The following is a 16,050-nucleotide window of genomic DNA, read 5'->3' on the forward strand; positions in this document are numbered from 1 at the left end:
CACGGGCTTCGCTCGGCTCATGGCTGTGGATCAGAGCCGCAAATGCCATTTTTCAGAGTTCAGGCGTGGCTGTTTGGCGAGGCTTATCGCGGTTGTCGGTTCCATCTGCGGCCGTAGCGCAAGGGTGCCGGTCGCCAGGCTGATGGCGACGATGCCGGCGACCACCAGGACAATTCGGTCGTAGCGCTGCTCTATCGCGTTATTTCCACTCCAGTCATAGGCCATTTGCACGCCCCCGCGTTTTTTGGAATCGTGCCCCATCATGGTTAACCGAAGCTTACGATTGCTCTGTTATTCCTTGCTGTTTTGGAAGGGCAGCCGCGACAAATCGGCTATTGGCTGATAAGGCCGGGTTGTTTAAGTCCGGCAGCGGGAGGTTTGTGAAAGGAATTCGAGAGATGGACCAGCAACCGCCCGCCGATATGGAACTCACGCTTAGAACGCTTGCCATGCCCGCCGATGCCAATCCGGCCGGCGATATTTTCGGCGGCTGGGTCATGTCGCAGATGGACCTTGCGGCCTTCGTCCGCGCCAATGATGTGGCCGGCGGCCGCACTGTCACCGTGGCGGTCCATGAAATCGTCTTCAAGAAGCCGGTCAAGATCGGCGATACGCTCTGTGTCTACACGCGGATCGAAAAGATCGGCCGTACATCCATCACGCTCAAGATCGAGGCCTGGACCCGTAGGCATTATCAGGATTCTCGCGACAAGGTCACGGAGGCCGTCTTCATCATGGTTGCCGTGGATGAGAATGGCGAGCCACGCCCGGTGGGCAAGGAGGCGTGAGCCGCACGCCGGGTTGTCTCAAGGCAAAGTCCCAAGCGCCTGCTAAAAGACTAAATAGCATGGCGCTTTGGCCTTCTCGTCATTCGATAATCGCCGGCCCAATACTTTAGAAATATCCAATTTATTTATCAATTTTTGCGATCAAGATATGGAGTAGGACGGGGATCAGGCTTTGACCATTCCAGGTGTAGTTATTGTCGGTGGCGCTCATGGCACGCTTGCCCTTGCCCGCAGCCTCGGTGCCCTGAATGTGCCCGTCTATTATCTTACCCATGATTCCCCGCTGGCGGGCTGGTCGCGCTTCGTGCGGGAAACAATCCGCTGGGCTGGCCCGCATGATGACGGGGCGATGGCGTTTCTGCGTGAAACCGCTGATAAACGGGGCTTGAAGGGTTGCCTGCTGGTGCCTTCGGGCGATGGTGAGGTTCAGCTTGTTTCGCAGCACCGCGAGGAGCTTTCGGCGTTTTACAAAATCATTCTGCCTGAGTGGACAAGCTTGCAATGGCTGTGTGAAAAACCGCTGCTTTATAGACGTGCGGCAGAACTCGGCGTCAGCTTCCCCCGAACCTACGCGCTGACGTCGGCAACCGATATTGACGGGCTGGATGTGATGTTTCCCGTCATTCTCAAGCCGAATATGGGTGGCGGCAATACTTCGATCGCCCGGGCGAAAGTTATCCGTGCTGACGACAGAGAGGGGCTGAAAACCGCTTTCGCCGATGCGAGTGGAGAGATCGGTCCCGACAATGTCGTCGTGCAGGAACTCATTCCGGGCGGAGGAGAGAGCCAGTTTTCCTATGCGGCCCTGTGGCTGAACGGGGAACCTGTCGCCGAATTTACCGCGAGGCGCGCAAGGCAATATCCCGTCGATTTCGGTTATACCAGCACCTGTGTTGAGGTCGTCGATAACCGGCAAGCGATTGAGGCTGCCCGGAAAATATTGAAGTCGGCCGGCCACAGCGGACTGGTCGAGGTGGAGTTCAAACTCGACGGCCGGGATGGAGAGCTGAAACTTCTCGATGTCAATCCACGCCCGTGGTCGTGGTTCGGCCTCTGCTCGGCCGCCGGCATCGATCTTGGCGGGCTGCTGTGGCGGGTGGCCAATGACATGCCCAACGGGCCGGCGGTCACTGCACGGCAGGGCGCTTCCTGGTCCTATCTTGTCCGCGATGCCGTTGCCGCTTTCACGTTGGCACGAAGAGGGCAGACGAGCCTTCGCGATTATCTCATGTCTCTCGGCAAAATACGCAGCTGGGCCGCTTTTGCACCGAACGATCCCCTGCCGGGCCTGATCGATCTGCCGCTGACGGCCTTGCGGGTGCTGAAAAAACGTATCCTTCCGGGTCTGGCATCAGGGCAATCGGCAAGTGCGATCTTTCCGCCGGTCAAACGCCTGATGAAATATGGGGTCATAAGGGCGGGGCTGGAGGTGAGTTCTCTTCCGGCTCTCCGCTCGGCATTTCCTTCCCTTGCCGGGCGGGGTGTGATTTTCACGCTTCACCATGTGCGTCCGGGGCATGCGGCTTCTGCCTTTGCGCCCAATGTGCAATTGACCGTGACGCCGGAATTTCTGGAAGAGGCGATACAGGCCGCGCTCGAATCCGGCCTCGTGCCAGTCCATCTGCATGATCTGCCGGCTCTGCTTGCCGACAGCAGCGAAGGCCGGTCGTTTTGTGCCTTCACGCTCGATGACGGCTATCGCAACAATGCCGAACATGCCGCGCCGATCTTCCGAAAATACGCCGTTCCCTACACGATTTTCATCACGCCGGGTTTTGTCGAACGGAGCCGAAGCCTGTGGTGGGAAACCGCGGCGGCTCTGACGCAGAAAGCCGCGTCGTTCGAGTTCGATTTCGGCGCAGGGCCGGAGCAGGTGGAATGCGCTACGCCATCGCAGAAGGTGGAGGCGTTCGCCCGGCTCGAAAACTTCGTCCAGGAATCCGCGGAAGATGAAGCGGTGGAAAAGATCGATCGCCTCGCGAGACAGCACGGCATCGATCCCATCGCGATCGTGGACGACCTCGTCATGGATGCTGCCGAACTCAGGAGGCTTTCGGACGATCCGCTGGTGCATTTTGGCGCACATACCATGACGCATGTGAATATGCGCAAGATCGATGCGGCACGCCTTGCCCATGAGATCGAGGAATCGACGCGTGTGGTGGAAGCCTATGTCGGCCAGCGGCCGCAATCCTTCTCTTATCCCTATGGCTGGGTCAGGGCCGTCGGAGAGCGCGAAGCGAAAGCAGTATCGGAGGCGGGTTTCTCCGTGGCGGTCACCACACAGGCCGGTGTTCTCGGTCCTCAAAGCCTCGAAAAACCGGCACAGCTGCCGCGCGTTTCGTTGAATGGGCGCTTTCAAAAAAAGCGCTTCGTCAAGGCGCTCATCTCGGGCCTGCCTTTCCGGTTCATCTAACGGCGATCTCTGCTTTTCTTCTCTCGACCGTCCCGCGGCAGTGCGAGATTGTGGTCAAGCTTTGCCATGTGGGCAGCTGGCGACATCGCTGAAGCCGAACGCCAGCAGGCGACCTATGCCAATTTCCGCACCGATCTCTACGCTCTCGGCTTCGCACCCGCCATGGTCAAGCGCGCGCTCTACCTGCAAGACCCCTCCGTCGGCGCCAGCCGCAAGCCGGCCCTTCTGCCGGATCAGGAACAGGATGAAAAGATCATCGAAATCCTGCGGCGCTATAAGCGGCTGTGAAAGCGACGCGAGAACACGGCGCCACCCGAAAAATGTTCACTAAACAGCCAGACGCCCAAGCCTTCTTTCGGACCTCGTGCATGACGAATAATTTGTGACACAAACACGAAATTCCGCTTGTCAGTCCGGCCTTTGATGTTTAAGAGGAGCGCGCAACGCAAGCGTTCGCGCATGCGGAGAGGTGGCAGAGTGGTCGAATGCACCGCACTCGAAATGCGGCATACCTGCAAGGGTATCGTGGGTTCGAATCCCACCCTCTCCGCCATTGAGCCCAAGCTCCTTTAGATTGTCATGCATTATCATAGAATTGACTAGGCGTTATGATTTGCCGGCGTGGCAATAAGCCGTACGCGGCTTGACCTCTGTGGCATCGCCGATGCTTTCCCGAACACGGCCGCTGTCATTCGTGTGCGGTCATAAACTTCAATATTCCATCTAACGGCGAGCCGGTTTGAGTCCTCGGGAGGCGCGGTGATGGGATGGTCAGCGGCAGCGCGGTCACGACAACCGGTATGATCAGCGCTGACCAAGCCGCGCCATAGCCAAAACGGTCGACCAGGAGCCCGAAAAGATAGGGTCCAATTGCCATGACGGCCAAACAGATCGTGGACGCGAAGGCGATTGTCGATGCGATCGAACCTTTTGGTGCGCTCTCGGCGATCTGCAGGAGGTAGAGCGGAAACCAGCCGATCCCGAATATCCCCAAGATGACAAGCACGAGGAGGATAACCGCTGGTGGCGTGCCGATCGGGAGAAGCGCGAGGAGCGTGGCGGCGCCGGCAGCAATGACGGACACCAGTCCGAACGATTGACCACGAAGACCGGGTCGGTAACGATCGCTGAGCCAGGGGAGGAGAATGCGGCCGGGAATTCCCGCAAGCTGTGTTGCTGCAAACATGGACGATGCGACAAAGAGACCAAGCCCCAGTCCGTCCGCCATGAAGCCGATGACGTGTGCGGTTAGGGTGAACTGAAATGCCGACATGGCAATACCAAGCCGCAATACGGGCCAGAAGCTGCGATCCTGTCCCACGATGCGGGCAAGTTTTAACAAGGGAAGCGGACGCTCTGTTTTTGCCGCTACATCGCCTCCTTCACGATACAGCCCCCAGAAGAGCGCAGCGCCGGCGATGGAGACTCCAGCGCACAGCCATGCCGCCGCATGCCACCCGTAACGAACTGCCATGAACGGCAGGAGGGCTGCTGCAATCATCGTTCCGAAGGGAACCGCGGCCTGCCGAAACCCGGTGGCTATTCCACGTTTGGCGGGAGGGAACCAGCGCATGATCGCCCGCGTGCCGCCCGGTTGGACAGCAGCGTAGGTGCCCCCCAGAAATGCCATGCAAACGAGCAGCGCGGGCAGGCTGTTTGCCAATGTCGCCGCGCAGGCCATGGCGATTGCCATGCCCAGCATGGCAATGCCGACGATACGACGCTCGCCGTGAATGTCGATGGCACGGCCGAGCGTGAACATCGTCGCAATCTGGACGCCGTTCATGACCGTGACGGCAAGCGACGCGGATGCGAGGGAAACGCCAAATGCTTCTCGCCAGAAGGGTACGAGAATGTAAATTCCCTGCGATACGAATGAGCCTGCGGTCTGCGTTCCGACCGCCACAGCAAGCACTGCCCATATGCGGGGATCGGCGACAGGGGCAGCGCTAGGCGAGGACGAAGAAATCTGTGACACGAAAAGCTCCTACTAAGAGTGTCGTGCAATATCCGTCCTGAAGCGTCGATAGAATTAGGGGCTTGCAAGTTTCAGCGATAACAGTTTGTTATGAATGCCATGCGCTCATTGGATCCCGAGGCCGTCGAGGCTTTTCTTCTCGTTGCCGAACTGCAATCGTTCACACAGGTGGCAGGCGTGATGAATACGTCGCAAGCGGCGATATCATTGCGCCTACGCCGCCTCGAAGACATGCTGGGACATCGTCTGGTCGAACGGACACCGCGCCGCGTGCGGTTGACGGCGGCAGGCGAACGCTTTCTGGAACCCGCGCGCGCCTATGTCTCTGCTGGCCGCCGTGCACTTGATGTCTTCGGTCAGGAGCCGACGCGGCTGGCGATCGGTGTCACACATCATCTGATCGGGGCCGACCTGCCGCGGATACTTCGGATGGTCAGTGAGCGCGTGACAAGCGTTACACTTCATCTTCGCACCGCCGGCACGAGAAACCTGCTTGAACTGTATGATGCCGGAGAGCTCGATGCGATCGTCGTATTGCGGCATGATGATATCCGCAGGGATGGAGAAACGCTGTTTCAGGAAAGCTTTGGCTGGTATTGCGCTGCGGATTTCGATCTTCGTTCAGACGTTCCCGTGCCCCTCGTGCTTCAACCCGAGCCCTGCAATTTACGAGCCATGGCTCTTCGGGCGCTGGAGAGCGCGGATAGCGCCTGGCGCGAAGTGTTCGTCGGGACCGGGGCAACGGCGGTGGGAGCCGCTGTCGAAGCAGGGATTGGTATCGGGCTTCTGGCGCAAAGCGCTGCTCCCGCCGGTGTAAGGCAGGTCAGGAACCATGCGCTCCCGGAGCTTCCGAAACTGGATGTCGTGATGATTTCCACGGTCACTGGCGACCATGCGAACGCCGTGCTTCGACGGATTACAGGGGCATTTCGCCCCTCCTGAAGCGGCGGGCGTTTTAAGGCCCGAATCGCAAGGATCAGTCGAAACGGCTCCGATTGAAACACAAAGACATCTTCGTGTTCTCATTCAAAATCGCCATGCAGAGACTTCTCGAAGTCCACACTGCTATCCGTTCCGCTTGGTGACGGATAGGAGAACCGACCGAACTCGTTGTATCTCTGGCTCCTCCAGAAACGAAGCGTGTCGGGTGTTTTTGCGTCGGCGTGAAGATAGGAGGTGATGTAGCCCAGTTCGCGTGCCCTGGTCTCCAGAGCTGAGACTACCGACGACCCCAGTCCCTTCCGCCGGGCGCCTGGCTCCAGATAGACCCGGACGATCTGACACACCCTTTCCGCGTCGCGGTAGCGATCTCGCAGGCGTTCTCTCGTGGGTGGCTTTTTTCCCAGACCGTAGAGACCTCCAGCAGCGATGATGCGTCCTGCATCATCCCGGACGAGAAGGAAACCTCCGCGCTCCCCGTTCGAAAACCAGTTTTCGGGTGTGGCACTCAACAGCGAGTCCAGATCGGAGTGCCAGGCGGGCGTGTAACCGATGCCGTAGAATTCATTGATCATCCGTAGACAGAAAGCTCGGGCTTCCGCTTTTACTGTATGTGCGGCGTCATCTGCGAGCCAGCCCGACGATGAGTTATCAATATGCATACAGGTGCTTCCTCCGGCTAGGGCCGCGAACCGATCAAAATCGGCAAGCCCGGTTATAGCAATGCCGATAAGGCACCGACTCGTCAGGCCAATGTTTTTCGCGAGGTCTCGAGAAACCCGGCGATAAAATCAACAGTGTCGTCACCATCTCTTAAACCGAGATGGATGCTTTTCTGGATGCCGCTTTGACCGATGCGGACGGAGCGGACCCCCAGTGCTGCCGCTTCCCGTCGCACCAGCCAATCGGGAATGGCACTGACCCCGCGGCCTGCCGCTACAAGCTGCAGCATCATTTCCGTCGTCTCGATATTTCGGTGATGGCGCAAGCGGCAATTGACCGGCACCAGGAATTGCGTGAACACATCCAGCCGCTCCGGCGGTACCGGATAGGTAAACAGCGTCTCATCCAGCAGATCCGCAGGTTGGGCATGGCGTTTCAGCGCCAGCGGATGATCGACTGGCACCGCAAGCACGAGTTCGTAATCGAACACCGGCAAATAGTGAATCCCGGGCATCTCGATAGGATCCGGTGTGATCAGTATATCGATCTCATATCCAGTCAGCGCCGCCACGCCGCCGAAAGCGAACGAGGTCGTTAGTTCCAAGCCTACATCTGGCCATTCCATGAGATAGGGTTTTGTGACGCTCATCAGCCACTGGTGGCATGGATGGCATTCCATGCCGATCTTGAGCGAACCTCGTTGTCCGTGGCGATAATCCGACAGAACATTCTCAGCTCTCTCGATCTGGGGCAGAACGCGTTGCGCTAGTGTCAGGATATAGCGGCCCGCATCGGTGAGACGAAGGTTGCGGCCATCCTTTTCCCACATCGCCACGCCGTACCGATCTTCCAGCTTGCGGATCGTGTGACTGAGAGCAGACTGGGAGACATTCAGCCGCTCCGCCGCGGCCGTGAGGCTGCCCATGCGGTCGACTTCTCGCAGGATCGAAAGATGTTGCCTGTCCAACATGGTTATGCCCCTTCCTTCTCAGGGGAAATGATTTCGGCCGGGTCGTAAACGGGAACCGGCCGGTGGTCCTTGTCGACCGCCAGGGAACGGCGTCCGGCCTTGAGTGGTCTCGCCGCGGTTTCGATGATGTGCCCGATGTGTGCGGGTTGCCTGAAATCGATGCGTTCCCAGGACGCGGTTACGAAAAATGTTCGCCAGAAGCAAGTTGCCGCAATGAAGGCGACGCGATCCATAAGAGCGAGGCCCGTTCCCCCAAAGAGAGTGCCGTGATGGTTGGTATCTCCGGGAAAGACGATATCGATGAGACTGGTTATCGAGCCGCGCTGGGCAGGCTTTTTTATCGTTGCGGTCTCTGTCATCGGCGCTGCCATCAGGTTGTGGCAGGGCGGGACATGACGCAGAGGCAAAGGCACGGGAATGCCTGTCGCGAAAGCGGCACTCCGGGACACCCCGCCCGTGGACGTTATCGATCGCGGCAGGTCTCCTGGCTCGCGGGTCATAGCTTTGGTCCGTCTTCCCGAGGCAGGCCTCAGTGACGTGATGGACTTTCGCTCGTCGCTTACAGTTGCGGGGGCAGCTTCGGATTCAGGCTGTGTTTAAAGCCTTTACCGAATTCCCTCTTAGCTCCGGACCTTCGTCCGCAGAACCACGATGGCTAATCAATGTCGCATGTCGTTGAACTGGTCAAGACATCTATCACTCGAATGTAATCGAAGAGCTGAGGGGTGCGAAACAGATGACATCCAGTCCAGCGACACGTCCAACCATGAACATGGCTCATGCTTCAATGAAATAAAACCATTTTTACTAGCTCAAATTCTCGGGCACATATCACATACTTCTCAATTATGGTCAGCATAAACGGTGACTATCTGAGGATATGGAAAGCAATATTCGATGTATCCTGAAATATAGTTCAAAAAATTCGATGGTTATATCGGTGACTAGGGAGTCGGGTCGCGATGAGCAGAGATTTTAATTTTGATCTCAAGAGAGTTTATTTCAACGAGGATTATCATCCTTCAGAAAATACGCGCATTACGACCAATTTTGCCAATCTCGCTCGAGGGAAGAACCGGAAAGAGAACCTGCGCAACGCCCTGAGGATGATCGACAATCGTTTCAACGCTCTGGCGTATTGGGATAATCCTGAAGGCGATCGTTATTCTGTGGAGCTCGAAATCATATCCGTCGAAATGAATATTGGTGCTGAAGGCAAGAATGATGCTTTCCCACTGATTGAAATCCTGAAAACGAACGTCTTCGATCGAAAAACCAACGAGCGCATTGACGGCATTGTCGGCAATAATTTCTCCTCTTATATCCGGGATTACGACTTCAGCGTGGTGCTGCCGGAGCACAACAGAAACCGGGCCCAATTCAGCACGCCAGAAAAATTTGGCGATCTGCACGGAAACCTGTTCAAGTGTTTCCTGGAGTCGGCCGCTTACAAGGAGAATTTCAGCAAGCCGCCAGTCATATGCCTGAGCGCATCAAGCAGCAGAACCTATCATCGGACTGACAACCGGCATCCCGTGTTGGGTGTCGAATACCAGCAGAATGAATTCTCTTCGACTGACCAATACTTCAAAAAAATGGGGTTGCGGGTCCGCTACTTCATGCCTCTGAATAGCGTCGCTCCACTGGCTTTTTATTTTGTCAGTGATTTGCTCGGTGATTACACCAATCTCGAGCTTATCAGCACCGTCAGCACGATGGAGACTTTTCAAAAAATCTACCGGCCCGAGATTTATAACGCCAATTCTGTGGCGGGCGCGCGTTATCAGCCAGACCTGAACCACCAGGATTATTCACTCACTCGAATTGTCTATGATCGGGAAGAACGTAGCCGGCTAGCTATCGAGCAGGGCAGGTTTGCCGAGCAGCATTTCATCAGGCCGTACAAGACCATTCTCGAGAAATGGTCTGCCGATTGCGTCCATTGACAAACAAAACACAAGGTAATCTATCATGAAAACACTGTTGCCCACATCAACCGCCGGCAGCCTGCCGAAACCCTCCTGGCTTGCACAACCTGAAAAGCTCTGGTCACCCTGGAAATTGCAGGATGAGGAACTGATTGAGGGCAAACGTGATGCCCTGCGGTTGTCCCTCAATGATCAACAACAGGCAGGCATCGATATCGTCAGTGACGGTGAACAGACACGACAACATTTTGTCACGACGTTTATCGAGCATCTCAGTGGCGTCGATTTTGAGAAACGTGAGACCGTCAGAATTCGCAATCGCTACGATGCCAGTGTGCCGACGGTCGTTGGCGCAGTGTCTCGCGAAAAGCCTGTTTTTGTCGAGGACGCCAAATTTTTGCGTCAGCAAACCAAACAGCCAATCAAATGGGCCCTGCCAGGTCCCATGACCATGATCGATACGCTCTATGATAGCCATTATAGAAGTCGCGAAAAACTGGCCTGGGAATTCGCCAAGATCCTAAATCAGGAAGCAAGAGAACTGGAAGCTGCTGGTGTCGACATCATCCAGTTCGACGAACCGGCATTTAATGTCTTCTTTGACGAGGTGAATGACTGGGGCGTTGCGACGCTTGAAAAGGCAATCGAAGGGCTCAAGTGCGAGACCGCCGTCCATATTTGCTATGGATACGGCATCAAGGCCAATACGGACTGGAAAAAGACTCTGGGGTCGGAGTGGCGACAATATGAAGAAGCTTTCCCAAAACTGCAGAAGTCCAACATCGATCTGATCTCGCTGGAGTGCCACAACTCCCGTGTTCCGATGGATCTCATTGAGCTCATTCGCGGTAAAAAGGTGATGGTTGGCGCCATTGACGTGGCAACCAATACTGTCGAGACCCCGGAGGAAGTCGCGAATACCTTGCGAAAAGCGCTTCAGTTTGTAGATGCCGACAAGCTCTATCCTTGCACCAATTGCGGCATGGCGCCCCTCTCGCGTCAGGTAGCAAGAGGCAAGCTCAATGCCCTGGGTGCAGGGGCGGAAATCATCCGAAGGGAGCTTTCGGCCTGATACTGATAATGTGACGCGAGGAAGAGTGACCTCGATCGCAGGTCTCCGATGGTTTTGAGATTTATCGACATGGTCTAACGGTCCCGCAGTCGAGGAGAACTGGCCGATATGAACATGGTGCTCCACCGCTTTGACATCGTGGACAACGCCAGCCATCATGCCGGTCCCCTTCTATGGAATGAGTAACAAGTCGGAAGACTGGGAATGCCGGCGAGTACGGGGTCATATCCGCCATTGCCTCCCGCGGCGGAGGCGCTATCATGGCCGTGTTGTAAGATGGTAAGCTTTGGGAGGAGCGATACGTGAGACGGATGTGGCCAGACGAATTTGCCTTTCTGCTGGACGATGCGGAAGAGGTTGACCTTCATATTCCACCGGTAGCACATGACGATGGTTCGCCAGGAAAAGCGATATCCAGAAGGGCTTTGAAAGCCCGTATCAGTCAGCAGGATTTTGAGAAGATCTGGCCTCTCGCAGAGGTTCGTTATCGGTTGAACGGCAGGCTTGCCGGCAGGGCGATTACGCTGATCGCCAACAACCCCCATTACCAGAAATGGCATCCCTCGGATGGCGGCAGTGTCGAGAGCGTGTCCGATAGCGGTCAGAAACACACGACGCCCTATGTGATCGTGCACTTTCTTCTTGATGATGTTCGCGAACCTGCCGAAGCCTGAAATCCGCAGAGCCGTTTCTTGCCGATGATGATGGAACATGCCGCGCAGCCCAGATAGTTGCGCGGCGTGTTCTATATAAGGCCCTCGCCGACGTCGGATGCCGCATCGTTCGGAAGTCTGTTTTTTCCTTCTTTCCCGCCGTTAGGCTCGGAGCATCGCGGGATTGATGCCGACTGCGTATTTTAAACGGGCGCCGGAGCTCTGGGGTGCAGCTGCTTGCTGCCAACGCTGGTTGCGACGTCAGATGCGGCGCGCCTTGATCGTGTTCATCACGAAGCTTGTCTCAATGGTGTCGACGCATTTCAGCTTCGCGATCTTTTCCTTGATGAAACGCTCGTAATCATCCAGCCCGCCGCACATGATCTTGAGCATGTAGTCCCTCGAACCCGTGACCAGATGACATTCGAGAACCTCCGTCCAGTCAAGAACGGCCGTCTCAAACATCCGGATCTCGTCATCGTGCTGGCGGCTAAGGCGGACGGATGCGAGGGCCGTCATGGTCCACCCCTCAAATGCCGGGTCGATGATTGCGGCGTACCCTTTGATAATGCCCATTTCCTCCAGGCGTCGAAGCCGCCGCAAACATGCCGATGCAGACAGCCCCACTCGCTCGGCGAGTTCGTTATTTGTGATTCTCGCGTCAGCTGACAATTCCTTGAGTATCCGCCTGTCGATCGGATCTGCAATTTTCTGCGACATAAACGTTCATTCCCCGCAATATCTTGCTTCAAGAGACATTTTCACGCTTCACAATGCAAGATATTTTGGTTCAATCGTGTGTAATCTGCAAATAGTTCAACGCCAGCTGAGGGATCATCGGAAATGACCGCGCCGCATCCGTCCAAAACCCATATCGGCAATCACGCCCTCCATCCTGAAACCCAGATGCTCAATTACGGTTATGATCCGGAATTGTCGGAGGGGGCCGTGAAGCCCCCGGTTTTCCTGACGTCCACCTTCGTCTTCAAATCGGCAGAAGACGGCCGTGACTTCTTCGACTATGTTTCCGGCCGCAAGGAGCCACCCGAGGGCAAGGGCGCAGGTCTCGTCTACTCCCGTTTCAACCATCCCAATAGTGAGATCGTCGAGGATCGCCTTGCCGTTTACGAACGCACGGAGAGTTGTGCGCTTTTTTCATCCGGCATGTCCGCCATTTCCACAACGCTTTTCGCCTTCGTCCGGCCCGGCGACACCGTGCTCCATTCCCAGCCGCTGTATGGCGGCACCGAGACGCTGCTGGCAAAGACCTTCCATAATTTTGGCGTGTCGGCGGTGGGGTTTGCTGACGGTGTCAGCGAGACATCGGTGATGGCTGCGGCAGAGACCGCGATGGCGAAGGGCCGGGTGTCAGTCATCCTCATCGAAACGCCGGCTAACCCGACAAACAGCATTGTCGATGTGGCGATGATGAGCCGTGTCGCTGATCTGATCGGCGAAAAGCAAGGGCAAAGGCCAATCATCGCCTGCGACAACACCCTCCTCGGTCCGGTTTTCCAGCAACCCATCGAGCATGGCGCCGATATTTCGCTTTATTCGCTCACGAAATACGTTGGTGGGCACTCCGACCTTATCGCCGGGGCAGCGCTTGGGCGGAAGGACGTCATGAAACAGGTAAAGGCGCTGCGCGGAGCGATCGGCACGCAGCTCGATCCGCACTCCTGCTGGATGCTCGGGCGTTCTCTGGAGACGCTGCAAATCCGGATGGAACGGGCAAACAGCAACGCAAAAGTCGTGGCGGAATTTCTGAAAGCGCATCCAAAGGTGGAGAAAATTCACTACCTGCCGTTCAGTGATCCGGCATCGGCGGTTGGCAAAGTGTTTGCCGCTCAATGCTCCGGTGCGGGATCGACGTTCTCATTTGACATTGTTGGCGGGCAGCCGGCGTCTTTCAAATTCCTCAATGCGTTGAACATATTCAAACTCGCCGTAAGCCTCGGCGGCACGGAATCTCTTGCGTCTCACCCAGCAACGATGACCCACTCGGGCGTTCCGGCCGATGTCCGCCAGCGCATTGGTGTCCTTGATTCAACGATCAGGCTGTCAATCGGCATCGAACATCCCGATGATCTTATTGCCGACCTGACCCTTGCTCTGGACATGTCCTGACGGCGGCATTGAGCGCGCCGGTCATGGCCGTCTGGAAACGGTTGCCATCCGCCTGAAAAATCGGACGGCAACCGTTTAGCTTGCGCAAGATGTCATTGCTTTGCCGCTGTCGTCTGCGCAGAGGATTGGGCCTCTTTCAGCGCCAGTTTCGCCATGGCCAAAATTGCGTCGCGGGTTTTAGCTGCGGCGATAAAGCGGCCGTTGTGGCAGAAGCTCGCACCTTCGACGCCACAAACGTCTTCCAGCTCTTTGCCCGTCAGGCCGGCCCACGCCGCCGGCAGGTCGGCTCGCAGTTCAAAGCCTTCATCCGCGCGGCGGATGCCGGTGATGCACCAGTCATTGTCCCGTGGATGGACGACAAAGAGCAGGTGGTCGGCGCCGGCCTTTACGATGGCAGGCCTGAATGGCATTCCCATCGGCAGTTCGAGGATATGCCCTTCGCCAGCATCCGCGATGGCCTTCCGCACCAGCCCCTCGGCTCGCAACTTGGCAGCGCTGGTGCCCAGTTGCGCCTCTACGACGCTGCGGGCAATCGCCAGTGCCGCCATAAAACTGCGATCGTCCGCTTCGGGGTCTGTGTCGTCAAAGACAGGCTTCAACGTCTCCAGCAGGACGGGTAGGGTGAGTCCGGCAAGGGGGCCGGCAACGGAGGGGCTGAGGGCGCCGTTGTCGACCAGATCGACCGGCAATACAAATCCGGCATCAAAAGACGCGTGCAGAGTTTCGACATGGTCCTCAGGAATGCCCGACGCCGCAAGGTAATCCCGCCCAAAATGCTTCCAGATCAGGCCGAACGAACTGTAGGGCTGACCGTCTTCGCGCAGCGGCGCGCCACGCTGATGGTGATCAAAAATGCCTTTTGCCGCGTCATAAGCGCCGCCCACATCGTAGATGATGCGGTCTGCACCAGGTGTTAGCCATTCAGCTGCTCTGCTGCGGACGAGCCGGGCCCGCGGAAAGAGCCGTGTCAACACGACGCTGGACAGCAGTTCGTCGGCGTGGAAGCCGCCGGAATGGGTGACGAGGAAATCGGGGGTCATGTCAGGGTATACCTTGTTGCGTGCCGAAGGTCCGGCGGGGACCGGACACCTGATACCCTCTGGTGGATAGCATCTCAAGCGGGCCGTGCCGCCTTGGCATGCTTGCGGTAGAAAAAGCGGCATTTTTGGGTGAGAGAACGCAGTTTGCCCGCCGTGACCGCGAGAAATCTGAATTTCTCGCAGGATCACAGGCAGGCATTCGATGTTGTCATTGCATGGGCGATAATCGGCTGAGGGAACGGCTTTCGTAGGAAGAGCCGACGATCAGCGGCGCGGCTGCACCAATACCAGGGCAAGCGTGGCAGCAGCCAGAACCGCGGTTAGAGACAACGGGGCGGTGGCGCCATAATAATCAACAATGTAACCACCAAAGACTGCACCGATACTGATGGCGACCTGAAAAGACACCACCATCAGGCTGCCGGCCGCTTCGAGAGCATCGGGCGCGCTGCGCGACAGGTTCGTCGGCAGGACCACCGGCGCCATGCCAAAGGCAAAACCCCACAGCGCGACGAGAGCAAAGGCGGCACTCATATGTGCGCCCCAGAAAACCAGAAAGAGTGCCGCAAATCCCATCAGGGCGGCAGTGACCGCGAGTGCCAGACGGATGCTGTTGTCAGCCATCCGACCGCCGGCGACATTGCCGAGCACCGAGGCAACGCCGAACCCGAGCAAGGCGAGTGCGATCGGCTTGGTATCGAGATGCGTGACCTGTTCGAGGAAAGGACGGACATAGACGGAACCGGCGAAATGACCCGTCATCAGCAGCAGGATGGCAAGCATCCCCAGCTGAATGCTACGCCGCCGCGTCAGCCGGAAAACATCGGCAAGACTGTTGCTTGTGCTCGCCGGCAGCGTCGGCAGGCTCAGGATCTGCAGCAGCATGGCAATGGCGGCGAGTCCCGCCGTCATCGACATGGCGAAACGCCATCCAAGCCAGTCGCTGATCAACGCCCCCATGGAGGGCGCCGCTATCGTAGCGAGCGAGACGCCAAGGGTGACGATTGCCATCCCGCGACCGGTGGCGTTCGCGCCAACGAGCCGCGCCACAACCGCGACCGAGAGCGCCCAGAAACCGCTCAGCGCGATGCCAAGTCCTGCTCGGCCCACCAGCAACAGCCAGAAATCGGTTGCAAATGATGCAAGGATATTGGAGCCGATTGCCAGAGCACTAAGACCGACAAGCACGGTTTTGCGGTTGAGTTTGCCGATGAGAACGTTGCTGAAAAGGGCCGTCACGGCGCCCACGGAGGCGGTGGCCGTGACGACCTGCCCCGCGGTGCCCTCGGTAATTCCCAGATCGCGCGCCATGGGCGTCAACAGGCCCGCAGGCAGGAATTCCGCCGATACGAGCGCAAAGCTGGTGGCCGCCATCGAAAGAACCGCGAACCATGTCGCTGCGGTCCATGCCGGCTGCTCGGCGGCCTCCAGCGCGATCTCTGTCTCGTCGAACTGTGATGTTGTGTCCGTCATGGT

The 16,050-nt window shown here is 57.3% G+C and carries 15 protein-coding genes, 1 tRNA gene, 1 pseudogene and 1 riboswitch; of the genes and pseudogenes, 9 read left to right on the top strand and 8 right to left on the bottom strand.

Annotated features, from left to right (window positions below; genetic code table 11):
* Positions 1-30 precede the first annotated feature (30 nt).
* Complete coding sequence (locus ACFVTJ_RS13605) at positions 31-225, bottom strand: hypothetical protein (RefSeq protein WP_386908188.1); 195 nt, start codon at positions 223-225, stop codon at positions 31-33.
* Positions 226-398: 173 nt separating this feature from the next.
* Between ACFVTJ_RS13605 and ACFVTJ_RS13610 the strand changes: the two genes are divergently transcribed.
* The 4 genes and pseudogenes from ACFVTJ_RS13610 to ACFVTJ_RS13625 all read left to right on the top strand — a co-directional run bounded on the left by ACFVTJ_RS13610 (position 399) and on the right by ACFVTJ_RS13625 (position 3,757).
* The gene (locus tag ACFVTJ_RS13610; RefSeq protein WP_386908190.1) at positions 399-788 is read left to right on the top strand and encodes an acyl-CoA thioesterase; all 390 of its coding nucleotides are present in this window, start codon (positions 399-401) and stop codon (positions 786-788) included.
* A gap of 172 nt (positions 789-960) precedes the next feature.
* Entirely contained in the window at positions 961-3,204 is a 2,244-nt protein-coding gene (locus ACFVTJ_RS13615) for a polysaccharide deacetylase family protein (RefSeq protein ID WP_386908191.1), read from the top strand.
* A 75-nt stretch (positions 3,205-3,279) separates the two neighbouring features.
* A pseudogene (locus ACFVTJ_RS13620) lies at positions 3,280-3,492 on the top strand (dihydrodipicolinate synthase family protein); the annotation flags it as partial.
* A 175-nt stretch (positions 3,493-3,667) separates the two neighbouring features.
* Positions 3,668-3,757, top strand: a tRNA-Ser gene (locus tag ACFVTJ_RS13625).
* A gap of 135 nt (positions 3,758-3,892) precedes the next feature.
* Here ACFVTJ_RS13625 and ACFVTJ_RS13630 read toward each other — a convergent pair.
* Positions 3,893-5,182 (bottom strand): MFS transporter, encoded by a 1,290-nt coding sequence (locus tag ACFVTJ_RS13630; RefSeq protein WP_386908193.1) that lies wholly within the window; start codon positions 5,180-5,182, stop codon positions 3,893-3,895.
* Positions 5,183-5,272: 90 nt separating this feature from the next.
* On the opposite strand from ACFVTJ_RS13630, the gene ACFVTJ_RS13635 reads away from it, so the two are divergent.
* Entirely contained in the window at positions 5,273-6,124 is an 852-nt protein-coding gene (locus ACFVTJ_RS13635; RefSeq protein ID WP_386908195.1) for a LysR family transcriptional regulator, read from the top strand.
* 80 nt (positions 6,125-6,204) lie between these two features.
* On the opposite strand, the gene ACFVTJ_RS13640 is transcribed toward ACFVTJ_RS13635, so the two are convergent.
* The 3 genes from ACFVTJ_RS13640 to ACFVTJ_RS13650 form a co-directional block, all read right to left on the bottom strand.
* Entirely contained in the window at positions 6,205-6,783 is a 579-nt protein-coding gene (locus tag ACFVTJ_RS13640; protein ID WP_386908196.1) for a GNAT family N-acetyltransferase, read from the bottom strand.
* Between the two features lie 83 nt (positions 6,784-6,866).
* On the bottom strand, positions 6,867-7,754 hold the full coding sequence (locus ACFVTJ_RS13645; protein WP_386908198.1) for a LysR family transcriptional regulator: 888 nt from the start codon (positions 7,752-7,754) through the stop codon (positions 6,867-6,869).
* A gap of 2 nt (positions 7,755-7,756) precedes the next feature.
* On the bottom strand, positions 7,757-8,113 hold the full coding sequence (locus ACFVTJ_RS13650) for an acyl-CoA thioesterase (RefSeq protein ID WP_386908199.1): 357 nt from the start codon (positions 8,111-8,113) through the stop codon (positions 7,757-7,759).
* 97 nt (positions 8,114-8,210) lie between these two features.
* A riboswitch (cobalamin riboswitch) is annotated at positions 8,211-8,420 on the bottom strand.
* Between the two features lie 296 nt (positions 8,421-8,716).
* Between ACFVTJ_RS13650 and ACFVTJ_RS13655 the strand changes: the two genes are divergently transcribed.
* The 3 genes from ACFVTJ_RS13655 (at position 8,717) to ACFVTJ_RS13665 (ending at position 11,428) form a co-directional block, all read left to right on the top strand.
* Positions 8,717-9,700, top strand: a complete 984-nt coding sequence (locus ACFVTJ_RS13655; protein WP_386908201.1) for a DUF1852 domain-containing protein — start codon at positions 8,717-8,719, stop codon at positions 9,698-9,700.
* A 25-nt stretch (positions 9,701-9,725) separates the two neighbouring features.
* Positions 9,726-10,754: a methionine synthase gene (locus ACFVTJ_RS13660; protein ID WP_386908203.1), complete on the top strand. Its 1,029-nt coding sequence runs from the start codon at positions 9,726-9,728 to the stop codon at positions 10,752-10,754.
* Between the two features lie 311 nt (positions 10,755-11,065).
* Positions 11,066-11,428 (top strand): hypothetical protein, encoded by a 363-nt coding sequence (locus tag ACFVTJ_RS13665; protein ID WP_386908657.1) that lies wholly within the window; start codon positions 11,066-11,068, stop codon positions 11,426-11,428.
* Between the two features lie 240 nt (positions 11,429-11,668).
* On the opposite strand, the gene ACFVTJ_RS13670 is transcribed toward ACFVTJ_RS13665, so the two are convergent.
* A complete protein-coding gene (locus tag ACFVTJ_RS13670) occupies positions 11,669-12,127 on the bottom strand; it encodes an Lrp/AsnC family transcriptional regulator (RefSeq protein WP_386908204.1) in 459 nt (152 codons plus the stop codon).
* A 123-nt stretch (positions 12,128-12,250) separates the two neighbouring features.
* On the opposite strand from ACFVTJ_RS13670, the gene ACFVTJ_RS13675 reads away from it, so the two are divergent.
* Positions 12,251-13,534 carry a cystathionine gamma-synthase family protein gene (locus ACFVTJ_RS13675; RefSeq protein ID WP_386908206.1) on the top strand — a complete coding sequence of 428 codons (1,284 nt, stop codon included), beginning with the start codon at positions 12,251-12,253 and terminating at the stop codon, positions 13,532-13,534.
* A gap of 92 nt (positions 13,535-13,626) precedes the next feature.
* On the opposite strand, the gene ACFVTJ_RS13680 is transcribed toward ACFVTJ_RS13675, so the two are convergent.
* Positions 13,627-14,574, bottom strand: coding sequence for an MYG1 family protein (locus ACFVTJ_RS13680; protein WP_386908208.1), 948 nt, complete (start codon positions 14,572-14,574; stop codon positions 13,627-13,629).
* Between the two features lie 264 nt (positions 14,575-14,838).
* The gene (locus tag ACFVTJ_RS13685; RefSeq protein WP_386908210.1) at positions 14,839-16,047 is read right to left on the bottom strand and encodes an MFS transporter; all 1,209 of its coding nucleotides are present in this window, start codon (positions 16,045-16,047) and stop codon (positions 14,839-14,841) included.
* Between the last annotated feature and the right edge of the window lie 3 nt (positions 16,048-16,050).

It is taken from the genome of Agrobacterium sp. NPDC058088 (genome assembly GCF_042885035.1).
GTDB lineage: Bacteria > Pseudomonadota > Alphaproteobacteria > Rhizobiales > Rhizobiaceae > Agrobacterium.

Excerpts from the sequence above, each read along its gene's own strand:
- ACFVTJ_RS13655 (WP_386908201.1), top strand. The coding sequence starts at position 8,717 with ATGAGCAGAGATTTTAATTTTGATCTCAAGAGAGTTTATTTCAACGAG.
- ACFVTJ_RS13680 (WP_386908208.1), bottom strand. The coding sequence starts at position 14,574 with ATGACCCCCGATTTCCTCGTCACCCATTCCGGCGGCTTCCACGCCGAC.
- ACFVTJ_RS13670 (WP_386908204.1), bottom strand. The coding sequence starts at position 12,127 with ATGTCGCAGAAAATTGCAGATCCGATCGACAGGCGGATACTCAAGGAA.
- ACFVTJ_RS13645 (WP_386908198.1), bottom strand. The coding sequence starts at position 7,754 with ATGTTGGACAGGCAACATCTTTCGATCCTGCGAGAAGTCGACCGCATG.
- ACFVTJ_RS13685 (WP_386908210.1), bottom strand. The coding sequence starts at position 16,047 with ATGACGGACACAACATCACAGTTCGACGAGACAGAGATCGCGCTGGAG.
- ACFVTJ_RS13675 (WP_386908206.1), top strand. The coding sequence starts at position 12,251 with ATGACCGCGCCGCATCCGTCCAAAACCCATATCGGCAATCACGCCCTC.
- ACFVTJ_RS13640 (WP_386908196.1), bottom strand. The coding sequence starts at position 6,783 with ATGCATATTGATAACTCATCGTCGGGCTGGCTCGCAGATGACGCCGCA.
- ACFVTJ_RS13635 (WP_386908195.1), top strand. The coding sequence starts at position 5,273 with ATGAATGCCATGCGCTCATTGGATCCCGAGGCCGTCGAGGCTTTTCTT.
- ACFVTJ_RS13665 (WP_386908657.1), top strand. The coding sequence starts at position 11,066 with ATGTGGCCAGACGAATTTGCCTTTCTGCTGGACGATGCGGAAGAGGTT.
- ACFVTJ_RS13660 (WP_386908203.1), top strand. The coding sequence starts at position 9,726 with ATGAAAACACTGTTGCCCACATCAACCGCCGGCAGCCTGCCGAAACCC.
- ACFVTJ_RS13610 (WP_386908190.1), top strand. The coding sequence starts at position 399 with ATGGACCAGCAACCGCCCGCCGATATGGAACTCACGCTTAGAACGCTT.
- ACFVTJ_RS13650 (WP_386908199.1), bottom strand. The coding sequence starts at position 8,113 with ATGACAGAGACCGCAACGATAAAAAAGCCTGCCCAGCGCGGCTCGATA.
- ACFVTJ_RS13605 (WP_386908188.1), bottom strand. The coding sequence starts at position 225 with ATGGCCTATGACTGGAGTGGAAATAACGCGATAGAGCAGCGCTACGAC.